This is a genomic window from Actinomadura kijaniata NBRC 14229 (assembly GCF_001552175.1).
GTDB lineage: Bacteria > Actinomycetota > Actinomycetes > Streptosporangiales > Streptosporangiaceae > Spirillospora > Spirillospora kijaniata.
This window is the reverse complement of record NZ_BCQR01000034.1, coordinates 25279-40807: the sequence shown is the minus strand read 5'-3', so window position 1 is coordinate 40807 and position 15529 is coordinate 25279. Positions and strand designations below refer to the sequence as shown.

General features: G+C 73.5%; 16 protein-coding genes. 7 read left to right on the top strand and 9 right to left on the bottom strand.

Annotated features, from left to right (window positions below; all coding sequences use genetic code 11):
• The first annotated feature begins 218 nt into the window (after positions 1 to 218).
• The 3 genes from AKI01S_RS12580 to AKI01S_RS12570 all read left to right on the top strand — a co-directional run bounded on the left by AKI01S_RS12580 (position 219) and on the right by AKI01S_RS12570 (position 3806).
• A complete protein-coding gene (locus tag AKI01S_RS12580) occupies positions 219 to 2384 on the top strand; it encodes an elongation factor G-like protein EF-G2 (RefSeq protein ID WP_067815477.1) in 2166 nt (721 codons plus the stop codon).
• A 97-nt stretch (positions 2385 to 2481) separates the two neighbouring features.
• Entirely contained in the window at positions 2482 to 2934 is a 453-nt protein-coding gene (locus tag AKI01S_RS12575) for a hypothetical protein (protein WP_067815474.1), read from the top strand.
• The gene (locus AKI01S_RS12570; protein WP_067815469.1) at positions 2931 to 3806 is read left to right on the top strand and encodes an HTTM domain-containing protein; all 876 of its coding nucleotides are present in this window, start codon (positions 2931 to 2933) and stop codon (positions 3804 to 3806) included. Before AKI01S_RS12575 ends, AKI01S_RS12570 begins: the two co-directional genes overlap by 4 nt.
• A 23-nt stretch (positions 3807 to 3829) precedes the next feature.
• Here the strand turns inward: AKI01S_RS12570 and AKI01S_RS12565 are convergent, their stop codons facing one another.
• Both AKI01S_RS12565 and AKI01S_RS12560 read right to left on the bottom strand, forming a co-directional pair.
• Positions 3830 to 4261, bottom strand: a complete 432-nt coding sequence (locus tag AKI01S_RS12565; RefSeq protein WP_067815467.1) for a thiol-disulfide oxidoreductase DCC family protein — start codon at positions 4259 to 4261, stop codon at positions 3830 to 3832.
• A 5-nt stretch (positions 4262 to 4266) separates the two neighbouring features.
• Positions 4267 to 4824: an HIT family protein gene (locus AKI01S_RS12560; RefSeq protein ID WP_067815464.1), complete on the bottom strand. Its 558-nt coding sequence runs from the start codon at positions 4822 to 4824 to the stop codon at positions 4267 to 4269.
• Positions 4825 to 5053: 229 nt separating this feature from the next.
• Between AKI01S_RS12560 and AKI01S_RS12555 the strand changes: the two genes are divergently transcribed.
• Entirely contained in the window at positions 5054 to 5662 is a 609-nt protein-coding gene (locus tag AKI01S_RS12555; protein ID WP_067815462.1) for an Asp23/Gls24 family envelope stress response protein, read from the top strand.
• Positions 5663 to 5735: 73 nt separating this feature from the next.
• Positions 5736 to 6131: an STAS domain-containing protein gene (locus AKI01S_RS12550; RefSeq protein WP_083999441.1), complete on the top strand. Its 396-nt coding sequence runs from the start codon at positions 5736 to 5738 to the stop codon at positions 6129 to 6131.
• Here the strand turns inward: AKI01S_RS12550 and AKI01S_RS12545 are convergent.
• The 5 genes from AKI01S_RS12545 to AKI01S_RS12525 all read right to left on the bottom strand — a co-directional run bounded on the left by AKI01S_RS12545 (position 6110) and on the right by AKI01S_RS12525 (position 11650).
• Positions 6110 to 6727, bottom strand: coding sequence for a hypothetical protein (locus AKI01S_RS12545; protein WP_067815460.1), 618 nt, complete (start codon positions 6725 to 6727; stop codon positions 6110 to 6112). The two genes, AKI01S_RS12550 and AKI01S_RS12545, sit on opposite strands and share 22 nt — an antisense overlap.
• Positions 6728 to 6808: 81 nt before the next feature.
• Entirely contained in the window at positions 6809 to 7108 is a 300-nt protein-coding gene (locus AKI01S_RS12540; protein WP_067815457.1) for a hypothetical protein, read from the bottom strand.
• Positions 7109 to 7258: 150 nt separating this feature from the next.
• Entirely contained in the window at positions 7259 to 9238 is a 1980-nt protein-coding gene (gene thrS, locus AKI01S_RS12535; protein WP_067815455.1) for a threonine--tRNA ligase, read from the bottom strand.
• 265 nt (positions 9239 to 9503) lie between these two features.
• Positions 9504 to 10961, bottom strand: a complete 1458-nt coding sequence (locus tag AKI01S_RS12530; RefSeq protein WP_067815452.1) for a sugar porter family MFS transporter — start codon at positions 10959 to 10961, stop codon at positions 9504 to 9506.
• Positions 10962 to 11014: 53 nt separating this feature from the next.
• Complete coding sequence (locus tag AKI01S_RS12525; protein ID WP_067815449.1) at positions 11015 to 11650, bottom strand: class I SAM-dependent methyltransferase; 636 nt, start codon at positions 11648 to 11650, stop codon at positions 11015 to 11017.
• A 156-nt stretch (positions 11651 to 11806) separates the two neighbouring features.
• Here AKI01S_RS12525 and AKI01S_RS12520 point away from each other — a divergent pair, with 156 nt between their 5' ends.
• Entirely contained in the window at positions 11807 to 13051 is a 1245-nt protein-coding gene (locus tag AKI01S_RS12520; RefSeq protein WP_067815446.1) for a sensor histidine kinase, read from the top strand.
• Between the two features lie 25 nt (positions 13052 to 13076).
• Entirely contained in the window at positions 13077 to 13754 is a 678-nt protein-coding gene (locus tag AKI01S_RS12515; protein ID WP_083999437.1) for a response regulator, read from the top strand.
• A 44-nt stretch (positions 13755 to 13798) separates the two neighbouring features.
• Here the strand turns inward: AKI01S_RS12515 and AKI01S_RS12510 are convergent, their stop codons facing one another.
• Together AKI01S_RS12510 and AKI01S_RS12505 are read right to left on the bottom strand one after the other, a co-directional pair.
• Complete coding sequence (locus AKI01S_RS12510; protein ID WP_067815443.1) at positions 13799 to 14755, bottom strand: quinone oxidoreductase family protein; 957 nt, start codon at positions 14753 to 14755, stop codon at positions 13799 to 13801.
• Positions 14756 to 14770: 15 nt separating this feature from the next.
• Positions 14771 to 15514: an SDR family oxidoreductase gene (locus AKI01S_RS12505; RefSeq protein WP_067815441.1), complete on the bottom strand. Its 744-nt coding sequence runs from the start codon at positions 15512 to 15514 to the stop codon at positions 14771 to 14773.
• Positions 15515 to 15529: the final 15 nt, after the last annotated feature.

Genomic DNA, 15529 nt, shown 5'->3' with positions numbered 1-15529 from the left:
CCCGCCCCGCCGCCGGAGGGCCGGCGGCGCTTCTTCTGCCGTCCGCCTCTTGTGATCTGGCCCGTACCGGGAAAGGGTGGGTGACACGGGTGTGACGTCGGTCACGCACGTCGCAGGCCGGGCGCCGCACTCGGACGTCAGGGCCGGGCCGATCCCTCGGCCGGGCCCGGAAGCCGCACGCGGGCTCCGGCGTGGGGGCCCGTCCGAGGAGGTTAGTCATGGCGGACAAGGGAGGCCACCCGGGGGGCCCCGGCAGGGCGCCGGAGGTCGGCCGGCCCGACGGGGTGCGCAACGTCGTGCTGGTCGGCCATTCGGGAGCCGGGAAGACGACGCTGGTGGAGGCGCTGCTGGCGGCCACCGGCACGATCCAGCGGCGGGGCCGCGTCGAGGACGGAACGACGGTCAGCGACTTCGACGATGTGGAGATGCGCCAGCAGCGCTCGGTGAACCTGGCGCTCGCCCCCCTCCGCTTCGGCGACGTCAAGGTCAATCTCATCGACACCCCCGGCTACGCCGACTTCGTCGGCGACCTGCGGGCCGGGCTGCGCGCGGCCGACGCGGCGCTGTTCGTCGTCTCGGCGGTGGACGGCATCGACGGGCTGACCCGGATGCTGTGGGAGGAGTGCGCGGCGGTCCAGATGCCCCGCGCCGTCGTCATCACCAAGATCGACCAGGCCCGGGGGGACTTCGACGACACCCTGATGACCTGCCAGGACGCGTTCGGGGAGGGTGTGCTGCCCTGCTACTTCCCGGTCGCCGACGGCGACCGGGTCAGCGGGCTGATCGGGCTGCTGACCCAGCGGTGCTTCGACTACTCCTCGGGCGAGCGCGTCGAGCGCGAGCCCGACCCCGAGTTCCTGGAGCGCATCGCCGAGCAGCGCGGCGCCCTGATCGAGGGCATCATCCAGGAGTCCGAGGACGAGTCCCTGATGGAGCGCTATCTGACCGGCGAGGAGATCGAGGTCAAGGGGCTGATCGCGGACCTGGAGACCGCGGTGGCGCGCGGCAGCTTCTACCCGGTGCTGACCACCTCGGTGCCGCACGGCGACCACCCCGGCCCGGTGATCGGGATGGCCGAGCTGCTGGAGGTGATCACGCAGGCGTTCCCCTGCCCGCTGGAGCACACCGTCCCGCCGGTCACCGCCGTCACCGGCGGCCCGCCCCAGCGGATCGAGTGCGACCCGGAGGGCCCGCTGGTCGCCGAGGTGGTCAAGACCACCTCCGACCCGTACGTGGGGCGCATCTCGCTGGTGCGGGTGTTCTCCGGGACGCTGCGGCCCGACACCGTGGTGCACGTGTCCGGCCACGGCCTGGCCGACCGCGGGCACGAGGACCACGACGTGGACGAGCGCGTCGGCGCGCTGTCCTCCCCGCTGGGCAAGCAGCAGCGCACCATCGCCGAGTGCCGCGCCGGGGACATCTGCGCGGTCGCCAAGCTGGCGCGCGCCGAGACCGGCGACACCCTGTCGGACCCGGACCGGCCGCTGCTGATGGCGCCGTGGACGATGCCCGACCCGCTGCTGCCGGTGGCGGTCCGCGCCCGGTCCAAGGCCGACGAGGACAAGCTCGGCCAGGCGCTGAACCGGCTGGTCGCCGAGGACCCGACGCTGCGGCTGGAGAACAACTCCGAGACCCGCCAGCTCGTGCTGTGGTGCATGGGCGAGGCGCACGCCGACGTGCTCATCGACCGGCTGTCGGCCCGCTACGGGGTGGAGGTCGAGCGCGTCGAGCTGCGGGTGCCGCTGCGCGAGACGTTCGGCGGCAAGGCCCAGGGCCTCGGGCGGCACGTCAAGCAGAGCGGCGGGCACGGCCAGTACGGGATCTGCCACATCGAGGTCGAGCCGCTGCCGTCCGGGGAGGGCCTCGAGTTCGTCGACAAGATCGTCGGCGGGGTGGTCCCCCGGCAGTTCATCCCGTCGGTGGAGAAGGGCGTGCGCCAGCAGATGACGCGCGGCGTGTCCGCCGGATACCCGCTGGTCGACATCCGCGTCACCCTGTACGACGGCAAGGCCCACTCGGTGGACTCCTCCGACATGGCGTTCCAGGCGGCCGGGGCGCTGGCGCTCAAGGACGCGGCGACCAAGGTGCCGGTCCTGCTGCTGGAGCCGGTCGACGAGGTCGCGGTGCTGGTCGCCGACGAGTACGTGGGCTCGGTGATGTCGGACCTGTCCTCGCGGCGCGGCCGGGTGCTCGGCTCCGAGTCGGTGCCGGGCGGGCGCACGCTGGTCCGGGCGGAGGTCCCGCAACTGGAGATCATCCGGTACGCGGTGGACCTGCGGTCGATGTCGCAGGGCACCGGGACGTTCAGCCGGACGTTCCTGCGCTACGAGCCGCTGCCGACCCACCTGGCGGACAAGGTCGCCGCCGAGGAGCGCGTCGACTGAGACCGGCCGGCGGCAGGGCCGCCGCTGATCGTCTCGGCGCGGGCGCCCCGGCCCGGAGCGGCCGTGGGCGGGGCGTCCGCGCTCTACGCTTGTCCCCGTGCAGACCACCCCTCCGGCCCTCGGCCGCGTCCCCCGCCTGTGGCGGTCGCTGGCCGCCGCCGCGGTGACCGCGACCCTGGTGTGGACCACGGTCGCCGGGACCGACGACGACTTCCCGCTGGGCCCGATGACCCAGTTCGCCTTCTCGGTGTCCGACGACGGCGGCCAGATCCAGTCGCACTGGCTGGAGGCCGAGACCAGGGACGGGACGCGCTTCCGGCTCCCGATGGACGCGATGGGCGCCGGGCTGAAGCGCGCCGAGGTCGAGGGCCAGATCAAGCGGTTCGTCGCCGACCCCTCGCTGCTGGAGGGCATCGCCCGGCAGCAGAACGCGCGCCGTCCCGACCGGCCCCTGGCCCGGATCATCGTGGTGCGGGAGATCAAGCAGCTGCGGCGCGGCCGCGTGGTGTCGACCACCACGGCGCCCCGCGTCACCTGGGAGGTGCGATGAGGTCCCCGGCGAGCCTGTGGGACGGCTGGTGGTTCACGCCGGTGCCCCGGGCGCGGATCGCGTGGCTGCGGCTGCTGGGGTACGGATTCCTGCCGTTCGACATGCTGCTGCTGACCAACAGCGCGCTGGCGCACGCCGGGCTGCCGGCCGACCTGTACCAGCCGGTGCGGCTGGCGCGCTGGCTGCACCTGCCCGCGCCGACGCCGGTGGCGATGTACCTGCTGCTGGCGGTGACGCTGGTGAGCGCCGCCGTCGCCGCCGGTGGACGGCTGCCGCGCGCCGCCGGGCTCGTCACCGCCGTCGGGTACCTGTGGTGGGTCACCGTCGGCATGTCCTACGGCAAGGTCGACCACGACCATCTGGCGCTGGTGGTGGCGCTGTTCGTGCTGCCGACCGTCGGGCGCGCGTCGATCCGCGACCGCGACGGGTGCCACGCCTCGGGCTGGTCGGTGCGGTGCGTCCAGGTCGCGGTGGTGGCCGCCTACTTCCTGTCGGCCTGGGCGAAGGTCCGCATCGGCGGGTTCCCGCAGTGGCCCAACGGCGCGACCATCCAGTGGGCGCTCAGCCGCCGGGGAACGCCGCTGGGACGCCTGCTGATCGACCAGTCCCTGGCGCTGCGGATCGGCCAGTGGGGGCTGCTGATCGCGGAGATGGTCTCCCCCGCGCTGCTGTTCCTGCGCGGGCGGGCGCTGTACGTGGGCGTCGCGATGTGCGTCGCGTTCCACGTCGTGACCTGGGCGATCCTGAGCATCCACTTCCTGCCGCACGCCATCTGGCTGGCGGCGTTCCTGCCGCTGGAGCGGCTCGGCGACCGCGTCGGCGCGCGCGGCCGCGCGCGCCGCGGGGAGAAGGAGCGGGTCGCCGTCGGCTGACGGCGGGCTGACGTCGGGAGGGGTCAGTCGCGGGGCCGCTGCTGTGCGGGCAGGGCGCACGCGGCGGTGCCGCCGGGCAGCCGGGAACGGTTGTTGGCGACCAGCCGGTACACGCCGTGGGCCAGCCACCGGAACGGCGGCACCCGCACCACCGCGCCCAGCGGCCACCACACCCCGCCCGCGTCCATCAGCAGCCGCGCCACCGCCTGCGCGCCCCCGGCGACCCGGCCGCGCCGGTCGATCCACAGCACCTCGTAGTCGGCGCGCTCGGCGGTGGTGCCGAGCGCGTCCAGGTCGGCGAACTGGTAGGCGACGATCTCCGCCTGGGTGGGGATGTGGCGCTCCAGGAAGCGCACCGAGACGGTGCAGAAGCCGCAGTCGCCGTCGTAGAGCAGGACGGGACGGTCGTCGGCGGGGGCGTCCACGGGGGTGCCGGCGGGGGTGGTGGGGGGCATGGTCCTCAGTCCTCGTCCGGCCAGGCTTCGGCGATCATCCGGCGGGTGTCGCGCAGCAGCTGCGGCAGCACCTTGGTCTGCCCGACCACCGGCATGAAGTTGGTGTCGCCGCCCCAGCGCGGGACGACGTGCTGGTGCAGGTGCGCGGCGATCCCGGCCCCGGCGACGTGGCCGAGGTTCATGCCGACGTTGAACCCCTGCGCGCCGCTGGCCTTGCGCAGCGCGGTCAGGGCGCGGCGGGTCAGCACGGCCAGCTCGGTGTACTCGGCGTCGTCGAGCTCGGTGTAGTCGGCGACGTGCCGGTAGGGCACGACCATCAGGTGGCCGGAGTTGTAGGGGTAGAGGTTCAGCACGGCGAACACCGCCGTGCCGCGCGCCACGACCAGGCCGTCCTCGTCGGACATCGCCGGGATCTCGCAGAACGGGCAGCCGTCCCCCTGGCCCGCCCCGGTCGGCTTGTTCTCGCCCTTGATGTAGGCCATCCGGTGCGGGGTCCACAGCCGCTGGAAGTTGTCGGGAGCGCCCGCGCCGCCCCGTTCCTCTTCGAGCTGGGGCTCTCGCACGCCCTGTCCAGGCGCTCGTTCGTGCACCACGGGCTTGTCCGGCTCTACGCTCAAGGCGGCGGTCTCCTTTTGTTCACGGCCTGTCCAGCAGCATAGAGAGCCGGGGCGCGCGCCCTGAAGTCGGGATGGCCGCCGAACAACGATCTTCACTCGGAAAACCGGGGGTCCCTGACACCCCGCGCGTCACTCCTGCATCATGGGCACCAGCCGAACCGTGGGGAGCCGACCGATGTCCGACCTCGACAGCAGTTACTCCGGAGGCGCCGGGCCGGACCCGCGCCCCGAGGTCCGGTCCATGCCCTACCTGCCGGGGCCGCCGAGCGGCCCGTCCGCGCCGCCGGGACCGGGCGCGCCGGCCGGGGCGACCGGGCCGCTGGCGGCCCCCACCGTCGCCCCGCCCCGCGAGCCCGCGCAGGGCGGGCAGTACGCCCCGAAGCGCGACTACTCCGAACCGGTCTCCGGGGGCTCCCGGGACCCCCAGGCGGCACAGGGACGGATCGTGATCGAGGACGCGGTCGTCGAGAGGATCGCGACGCTGGCGGCGCTGGAGGTCAGCGGGGTCGCCGGGCTCGGCGGGGAGGGCCCGTCCGCCGGGGACGCCCCCGGCGGCGTTCCCGGTGGCCCTTCCGCCCGGCCGCCGGTGCGGGCGATGATCCGCGACGACGAGATCACCGTCGACCTGCGGGTGGCCGTGGAGTACGGCAGCGTGATCATGGAGGTGGCGCGGGTGGTGCGCGGCAACGTGACGCGCGTGCTGGGGCTGATGCTCGGCATGCGGGTCGCGGCGGTGAACGTCACCGTCGAGGACGTCCGGATGCCCGCCGCCGACCGCGGCTGAGCCGTTCGCGGGCCTTCACCGGAAACCTCGCCCGAAAGCGCATAACCCCGTCCCTGGCGGCCATAACACGGCAGTGGCGGAACTCTGGCTGTCCACTCGTCTGGTCGGGCCGCTGGCCGTGGTCCTGGCCGGCGGCGAGGTGGACCTGGGATCATCTCCCGACCTGCGCGACCACCTGCTGGCCGTGCTCTGCCATCTGGGTCCCTGGCTGGTGCTGGACCTGACTCGGGTGACGTTCGTCGACTCGTCGGGGCTGGCGGTGCTGGTCGACTTCTGGCGGCGGGCCCGCGCCGCGGGCGGGGAGCTGTTCCTGGTCGGGCCGAGCGGCGCGGTCGCCCGCAAGCTGGAGGTCACCGGGCTGGACCGGCGGCTGGCCGTCTGCCCCGACGTCGACTCGGTGCTGGAGTCGCTGCCCGCGTCCTGCTCCGGTCCCCGCCGGAACGCCGGTCAGGAGCCGGGCGGCGCGTAGCAGGTGTCGGAGGACAGCCCGGTCGACAGCGTGGTGATCTTCACGCGCTGCACCTGGAGCGGGGCGACGCCCGGGAAGCGGAACGTGTGCGGGCGCCCGCCCCGCACGGTGGTCTGCTGGGTCTTCGACCCGCCGGGCGTGATCACCTCGGCCTTGACCGCGCCGTTGCCCGACACCCGCACCACGACCTCCACGCCCCGGCTGTCGCCGGTGGGCCGGTAGAAGGCGGTGCCCTGGGGGCACCAGGTGAAGCCGACGTCGCCGGTGGTGGGCGACAGCCCGCCCTGCTGGCCCTGGCCGCCCTGCCCGCCGCGCTGGCGGGGCTGGGTGGTCGGGTAGGGCCGGCCGCCCTGGTTCTGCTGGGGCGTGGGGTTGGTGGGGGCGGCGCTCGGGCCGCCCGCGCCGGGCGGTGCCGGGTCGGAGGGCCGCCCGGTGGCCCCCACGTTCCGGTCTCCCGCCCGCGCGCCGTCGTTCCCGTCGAACAACGGCATCAGCAGCACCACGACGGCCGCCACCACCAGCAGCACGGCGCCGCCGTAGCCGGCGACCCGGCTCCAGCCCGGCCGGGCCCCCATGGTCGGCTTCGTGGTCCTCATCCGCTGTCTCCCCGGTTGTGCCAAGTGACCGTTGAGGCTAACAGGTCGCCCCGGGGCGCTCCGACCTCGCTCGCCGCGTGGTCACCGCCCCTCGCCGGCCGCCTCACCGTCGGCTTCGCCGCCCGTTTCGCCGCCGGCTTCGTCGCCCGTCTCGCGGGCGGCCGCGTCGAGGCGGGCGAACATCTCCGCGACCGCCGGATCGCCGCCGTCGCAGGCCCGGCAGTAGGTGATCGCGATCGCCGCGACCCCGATCGTGTCGGGGTCCAGCGGCACCGCCGCGGTGAGCACCTCCCGGCCGCCGCAGAGCTCGCAGGCCCGCGGGCCCCGCGCGTCCGCCCGGGCGATGAGCCTGGCCACTTCCTGGATGTAGCGATCGTCCATGACGGCGCGACCCTTCGGGGGGAATCACCTACCGCGAGTGTCCCGCACCGCCCGGCACCCCGCCCGTCGAACGGCGCAAGTCGCCGCCCCCGCGGCGGCGGGAACCGGCCGGGGGCGCGGTTCCCGCCGTCGCGGCGGTCGGTCCCGGGGTCAGACCTGGACCCGGTCCTCGACGGCCTTGACGATCTCCTCGACCGCCTCGTCGATCGAGACGCCGTTCTTCTGCTCGCCGTTGCGGTAGCGGAACGACACCGCGTCCTTGGCGACGTCGTCGTCCCCGGCCAGCAGCATGAAGGGGATCTTCTGCTTCTGCGCGTTGCGGATCTTCTTCTGCATCCGGTCGGCGGAGGCGTCCACCTCGATCCGGACGCCGCGCCCGCGCAGCCGCTCGGCGACCTTCTCCAGGTGCGGCACGTGCGCGTCGCCGATCGGGATGCCGACCACCTGGACGGGGGCCAGCCACGGCGGCATCGCGCCCGCGTAGTGCTCGATCAGCACGCCCATGAACCGCTCGATCGACCCGAACAGCGCCCGGTGGATCATCGCGGGGGTCTGCCGGGTGCCGTCGGCGGCCTGGTACTCCAGCCCGAACCGCTTGGGCTGGTTGAAGTCGAGCTGGATGGTCGACAGCTGCCAGGTGCGGCCGATGGCGTCCTTGGCCTGCACCGAGATCTTCGGGCCGTAGAACGCCGCGCCGCCCGGGTCGTCCACCAGCTCCAGCCCGGACTCCAGGGCGGCCTGGCGCAGCGCCTCGGTCGCCTCCTCCCAGTCCGCGGCCTCGCCGATGAACTTGTCGGAGTCGTCGCGGGTGGACAGCTCCAGGTGGAACTCGCTGAGACCGAAGTCGCGCAGCACGCTGAGCACGAAGTTCAGCAGCGACTTGATCTCGTCGCCCATCTGCTCCTTGGTGGTGTAGATGTGCGAGTCGTCCTGGGTCATGCCGCGCACGCGGGTGAGGCCGTGCACCACGCCGGACTTCTCGTACCGGTACACCGACCCGAACTCGCAGAAGCGCAGCGGCAGCTCGCGGTAGGACCGGCCGCGCGCCCGGAAGATCAGGTTGTGCATCGGGCAGTTCATCGGCTTGACCCGGTAGTCGGTGCCGTCCACCTCGAAGGGCGGGAACATGTCCTCGCCGTAGTAGGGCAGGTGACCGGAGATCTCGAACAGCGACGACTTGGTCAGGTGCGGGGTGTTGACGAACTCGTAGCCCGCCTCCATCTGCCGCTGCCGCATGTAGTCCTCCATCACCTTGCGGATGATGCCGCCCTTGGGGTGGAAGACCGGGAGCCCGGAGCCCAGCTCCGGCGGGAAGGAGAACAGGTCGAGCTCGGCGCCGAGCCTGCGGTGGTCGCGCTTCTCGGCCTCCTCCAGGAGGCGCAGGTACTCGTCCTGCTTCTCCCTGGACTCCCAGGCGGTGCCGTAGATGCGCTGGAGCTGCGGGTTCTTCTCGCTGCCGCGCCAGTAGGCGCCGCCGGTGCGCATCAGCTTGAACGCCGGGATGACGCGGGTGCTGGGCAGGTGCGGGCCGCGGCACAGGTCCTTCCAGCGCAGCTCGCCGGACTTGGCGTCGAGGTTGTCGTAGATGGTCAGCTCGCCCGCGCCGACCTCGACGTTCGCGCCGTCCTCGGAGCCGGCGGAGCCCTTGAGACCGATCAGCTCCAGCTTGTAGGGCTCGTCGGCCAGCTCCTCGCGGGCGTCCTCGTCCGACACCGGGCGGCGGGAGAACCGCTGGTCCTGCTTGACGATCTCGCGCATCCGCTTCTCGATGCGCTTGAGGTCGTCGGGGGTGAACGGCTCGGCCACGTCGAAGTCGTAGTAGAAGCCGTTCTCGACCGGCGGGCCGATGCCCAGCTTGGCCTCGGGGAACAGCTCCTGGACGGCCTGGGCCATCACGTGCGCGGCCGAGTGCCGCATGATCGCGCGGCCGTCGTCGGAGCCGATCTCGACGGGCTCGACGGCGTCGCCGTCGCCCAGCACGTGCTCCAGGTCGCGCAGCTCGCCGTTGACCCGGGCGGCGATCACGGTGCGGCCGTCCGCTTCGAGGGCCTGTCCGGCGGTCGCGCCGGCGGGCACCACTCGTTCGCTCCCGTCGAGGGTGACGCGCAGCTCAGACGACACGGTGGACACGGGTTCTCCTCGCGGTGGTGGGACGGGTTCAAGGGTTTCCGATGCTATCGAGTCGGGATCGTCGCCGGACGCATCCGGGGGCATGGGGCGCTCCTGTCGGCCGGGCGGTGCGCCCCGGACGCGACCCCGGAAAGCGGTGAGGCCCCGGGATCGCTCCCGGGGCCTCACCGCGTGTCAGGTTCTAGGGCGTGCGGTGATCGCGCCGGGGCGTCCCCGGCGTCTCCGTGCTCAGCACCGCCGCCATGCCCCCATGGTAGCCCAGCCCTCAGGCCCGGACGCGGGGGGTTTCGAGCTGGTCCATGTCCTCCAGCTCCCGGCCCCTGGTCTCGGGCACGTCGCGCAGCACGAACACGAACGCGATCGCCGCGCACAGCGCGTAGAAGCCGTAGGCGAACCCGAGTCCCAGCGAGGCCATGCCGGGGAACGACACGGTGATCAGCCAGTTGGCGATCCACTGGGCGGCGGCCGCCACCGCCAGCGCGGAGGCGCGGATGAAGTTGGTGAACATCTCGCCGAGCATCACCCACACCACCGGGCCCCAGGTGGCGCCGAAGAACAGCACGTAGAGGTTGGCGGCGATCAGCGCGAGGGGCCCGGCGACCTCGCCGAGGTGCGGTTCGCCGCCCACGACCGGCGCGGTGGCGAAGCAGACCGTCATGGTGCCGAGGGTGACCGCCATCCCGGCCGCGCCGACGAGCAGGAGCTTCCGCCGTCCGATCTTGTCGACCAGGGCGATGGCGATCAGCGTGGTCACCACGTTGGTGACCGACGTGATCACCGAGGTGATCATGGCGTCGTCCTCGCTGAAGCCGACCGACTGCCACAGCGTGGAGGAGTAGTAGAAGATCACGTTGATGCCGACGAACTGCTGGAAGACCGACAGCAGGATGCCGACCCACACGATCGGCCTGAGGCCGAGCCGGGGACCCCGCAGGTCCGACAGCTTCACCTGGCGTTCGGTGGTCAGCGACCGGACGATGTCGCGGATCTTCAGGTCCACGTCGCCGCCCCGACCGGTGACCTTGAGCAGGACCTGCCGGGCCTGGTCCAGCTTGCGCTTCTTGACCAGGTAGCGGGGCGACTCGGGAATGGTCGAGGCGATCACCCCGTAGATCACCGCGGGCACGACCGCGCTGGCGAACATCCACCGCCAGGCGGTGCCGCCCCAGGGGAACTCCCCGGCCGCTCCCCCGGTGGAGACGCGGGCGATCATGTAGTCCACCACCAGGGCGGCGAAGATGCCCAGCACGATCGCCATCTGCTGGAGCGAGCCGAGGCGGCCGCGCAGGTCGGCGGGGGCGATCTCGGCGATGTAGGCGGGGGCGATCACCGAGGCGGCGCCGATGGCCAGGCCGCCGACCACCCGCCAGAAGGTCAGGTCCCAGGCGTTGAAGGCCAGCGCCGAGCCCAGCGCGCTGACCACGAACAGCAGCGCCGCGGCCTGCATCACCCGGACGCGGCCGAACCGGTCGGCCAGCGGGCCGGCGAACCAGGCCCCCACCGCGCAGCCCAGCAGCGCCGAGGACACCACCAGGCCCACCACGAAGGAGTTCAGATGGAACTGCGACTTCAGCGCCTCGACGGTGCCGTTGATCACCGATGTGTCGTAGCCGAACAGGAACCCGCCCAGGGCCGCCGCCCCCGCCAGCAGTGCGGCGATCGCGGCCGAGTGCGAGGGTTCGGCCTGCGGCCGGTCGACCGCGTCACCACCCTCTGTAGTCATGCACGGTGATCTTCCCTACCGAGCTGGGCTTATGCCGGAAACAGGATGCGGCGTCAGTCACGCACCGCGACGCCGATCACATGCGGGGCGGCCGGGTTGGGCAGCCGCGACGGGGGGAAGGAGAAGCGCCGCTCGCGCAGCACGGTGAAGCCGGAGCCGGCGATCCACTCGTCGGTGGGGCGGGAGGTGCGGCATCCGGCGGCCAGGTAGGGCCACACCAGGTCGGCGTAGCGCTGGAACCGCACGCCGCCGGGGTCGCGGTGCCGCACGTGCTCGTAGTAGCGCAGCTCCCCGCCGGGGCGCAGCACCCGGCGGATCTCGGCCAGCGCCCGGACGGGGTTGCGGACCGAGCACAGCACCAGCGAGGCCACGGCCACGTCGAACGAGGCGTCGTCGAGGTCCAGGTCCTCGGCGACGCCCGCGCGCACCGTGACCGGGACGGGGGCGACGGCGGCGGCCTCCTCGGCGCGGCGGCGCAGCGTCGGCTCCGGCTCCAGCGCGACCACCTCGCCGACGGTCTTGGGGTAGTGCGCGAAGTTCGCCCCGTATCCGGCGCCGATCTCCAGCACCCGGCCGGAGGCGCCGTCGAGGAGTTCGTCGCGGTGGGCCGCGCCGCCGATCCGCGCGGTGGCGGCGTCCATCCGGGGATAGAGCCGGGCGAAGATCGGGTGTCTGAGATCACCAGCCATTTCCGCAGTGTCCGTCGCCGCCGCGAACGGATCAAGCTTTCGGGGCGCCCGGCCGGGGACCGCCGCCGCGCGGCGACCGCTACCTGGGGCGGTGGTCTCGATCTCCTCCTCGGGGGTCATGCCGGGCGGCGGTCCGGCGGCCTAGGCTCGCGGACGATGAACGACTCCTCCCCCGCCCCGTGGCCGCACGGCCTGAGCGACGGCCTGCGCGACGCCCTGACACCCCGGCGCGGCGAGCCCGCCGGCCCGCTGATGTCGGTGCGCGGCCGCTACCGGTATCCGGCGTTGGGGGTGCTGGCGGTGCTGGGCGCCGGGTTCACCGCCGGGTCCATCGCGCTCCTGGTCGGGAGCACGAAGGTGAACGCCGACGTGGCCTGGCCGATCGGGGTGCTGATGGCGGGGCCGCTGGCGGTCGCGGCGCGGTGGCCCCTGCACGCCTGGCGGGCGTCGGCGTTCGGGTTCGTGCTGTGCCTGGTGGTGGTGGGCGGGCGGGGGTTCTGGCCGTGGCCGGTGCCCGCGTTCCTGGCCCTGCTGGCGATCCTGTTCGGGGTGGGGGCCTCGGTGCCGCGCCGGACGACGGTGGCGGTCGGCGCGGTCACCACCGTGGTCCTGGGCGCGGCGGTCGCGCACGGGACGGCCGCCTGGTTCGCGGCGATCCTGGTCGCGCTGACGGTGGTGGCGCTGGCGTTCGGCGACGCGATCGGCGCGCGGCGCACGCTGGTGGCGGACCTGGCCGAGCAGACCGAGCTGCGCCGCCGCGACCTGGCCCGGCAGGCGGTGCTGGAGGAGCGCGCCCGCATCGCCCGCGAGCTGCACGACGTGGTCGCCCACCACATGTCGGTGATCGCGATGCAGGCCGAGGCCGCCCCCTACAAGATCCCCGATCTGCCGGACGCGGCGCGCGACACGTTCGTGGTGGTGCGGGACGCCGCCCGCGAGGCGCTCACCGAGACCCGGCGGGTGGTGGGGCTGCTGCGCGCCGACGACGAGGGCGCCGAGCGCGCCCCGCAGCCCGGCCTGGACCGCCTGGACGACCTGGTGACGTCGGCCGAGCACCACGGGCTGGCGGTGGACGTCGCGATCGTGGGGGTCCCCCGGCCGCTGGAGGCGGGGGTGGACCTGTCGGCGTTCCGGATCGTGCAGGAGTCGCTGAGCAACGCCGGCCGCCACGCGCCCGGCGCGCGCGTGGCGGTCGAGCTGCGCTACGGCCGCGACCGGCTCACGATCACGGTCGCCGACGGCGGCGCGCGGCGGGACCGGGAGGAGTCGCACGGCGGCGGCCACGGCCTGGTCGGGATGCGCGAGCGCGTCACGATGCTGGGCGGGGCCCTGGAGGCCGGGCCCGCGCCGGACGGCGGATGGCTCGTGCGGGCCGAGATCCCCTACGAGGCCTCGGCGTAGGGCCCCTTCCCCGTAAAGTGCCCTCGTGACGATTCGGGTGCTCATCGCCGACGACCAGATCATGATCCGCGACGGCCTCGCCGCGCTGCTGTCCTCCGCCCCCGAGATCGAGGTGGTGGGGCAGGCCGGCGACGGCCGCCAGGCGGTGGAGATGGCCCGGGACCTCGACCCCGACGTGGTGGTCATGGACATCCGGATGCCGGAGCTGGACGGGCTGGCCGCCACCGGCGAGCTGGTCGGCGCCCGCGCCGCCGCCGGGGCCGACCCCGCCGAGCTGCGGCCGAAGGTGCTGATCCTGACGACGTTCGACCTCGACGAGTACGTCTACGAGGCCCTCGCCGCGGGCGCCAGCGGGTTCCTGCTCAAGGACGCCTCGGCCGCCGACCTGGTCAACGGGGTGCGGGTGGTCGCCTCCGGGGAGGCGCTGCTGGCCCCCTCGGTCACCCGGCGGCTGATCGGCGACTTCGCGCGGCGGCGGCACCACCAGCGGCCCAGCCCCGCCGCGACGGCCTCGCTGACCCCGCGCGAGCTGGACGTGCTGCGGCTCATCGCCAAGGGCCTGTCCAACGCCGAGATCGCCGCCGAGCTGGTGCTGGCCGAGCAGACCATCAAGACCCACGTCGGCCACGTGCTGACGAAGCTGTCCCTGCGCGACCGCACCCAGGCGGTCGTGTTCGCCTACGAGAACGGCCTGGCCGGGTAGGGCCGGGCCGTCGCCCGTCGGCGTCCCGGAGTCGGCGGGAGGGGTCAGCGGGAGGGGTCCAGCAGCAGCTTGCCGGTGGTGCGGCGGGCCCGCAGGTCCTCGTGCGCCCGGCGGACCTCGGTGAAGCCGTACTCGCCGCCGGGCACCGCCTTCAGCCGGCCCTCGGCGACCAGGCCGAACAGCTCGTCCAGCGCCTGCCCCATCACGTCGCCGGGCAGCTGGAAGACGTGCGCCAGCCACATCCCGGCGACGGTGGTGGAGTACTTCATCAGGTTGGCGGGCTGCACCGGCTTCGGCGCCTGCCGCGACGCCATGCCGTAGAACGCCAGCCGCCCGAACGGCGCCAGCGCCTGGAGGCTCTGGTCGGTGACGGTGCCGCCGGTCATCTCCAGCACCACGTCCACGCGGCGGCCGCCGTTGGCCTCGATGAGGGCGGACTTCATGTCGGGCTCGCCCGCGTCGACCGCGACGTCCGCGCCCAGCGACAGCGCCAGGTCCCGCTTCTCCTTCGAGGACGCGGTGGCGATGACGCGGCCCGCGCCCCACGCCTTGGCCAGCTGCACGGCCAGGGTGCCCACTCCCCCGGCGGCGGCGTGCACGACGACCGACTCGCCCGGGGCCAGGTGGACGCTGCGGCGCAGCAGCAGCCACGCCGACGCGCCCTGCACGACCATGGCGAGCGCGGTGGCGTCGTCGACGCCCTCGGGCACGTTCCAGGCCATCGCCTCGGGGGCCACGGCCTTCTCGGCGTAGCCGCCGGTGCCGACCAGCGCGACGACGCGGCGGCCGTCGGGGGTGCGGCCGACGACCTCGCCGCCGGGCACCAGCGGCAGCTCGGCGGCGGACAGGTAGCTGTTCTCGGCCTGGTGGGTGTCGGCGTAGTTGATCCCGGCGCGGGAGACGTCGACCAGGACCTGGCCGGGCCCGGCGACCGGGTCGGGCAGGTCGGCGAGGGTCAGGACCTCGGGGCCGCCGAACTCGGTGATCTGGATGGCGCGCATTTCTCCCTCTCTGGTTCAGCGCGGGCCGGGGACGCCGCGGAACTTGAACGGTTCGCTGGGACGACCTGGCACAACGAACCATGCCTCACCCGTTCCCTCCGCGTTCAGGATTCCCAGGAACGCGTCGACGACGGCGGAGACCTCCAGGATCGGGAAGTTCGTGGAGACCAGGTGGTCCTTGATGTGGTCGATGATGTCGGTGTGCGCGAACGACGGGCACAGCGCGTTGACCCGGATGTTCTCCGCGGCGTAGGCGGGGCCGAGGGAGCGGACCAGGCCGACCACGGCCGTCTTGTTCGCCCCGTAGACGGGGTCGAGCGGGATGGGCGTGAGCCCGGCCATGCTCGCGGTGGCGATGATGTCGCCGCCGCCCCGGGCGCGCAGCGCGGGCAGCGCGGCGTGGACGCCGTAGACGACGCCGTCGAGGTTGACGGCCATCGCGCGGCGGTACCGCTCGACGTCGAAGTCGTCGCCGAGGGTGAAGCCGCTGGCGACCCCGGCGTTGAGGAACGCGAGGTCCAGGCCGCCGAAGCGCTCCACGGCCGTGGCGACCGCCGCCTTGCTGTCGTCGGGTTCGCGCACGTCACAGCGGACGAAGGCCGCGTCCAGCTCCTTGGCCAGCGCGCCGCCGCGTTCCCGGTCGACGTCGGCGAGCACCAGGTGCGCGCCCTGTTCGGCCAGCTTCCGGGCGACCGCCGCCCCGATGCCGTTGGACCCGCCCGTGATCAGAGCGACCTTGCCCGCGCCCTCGAATGCCATGGGACCCTCCACAAG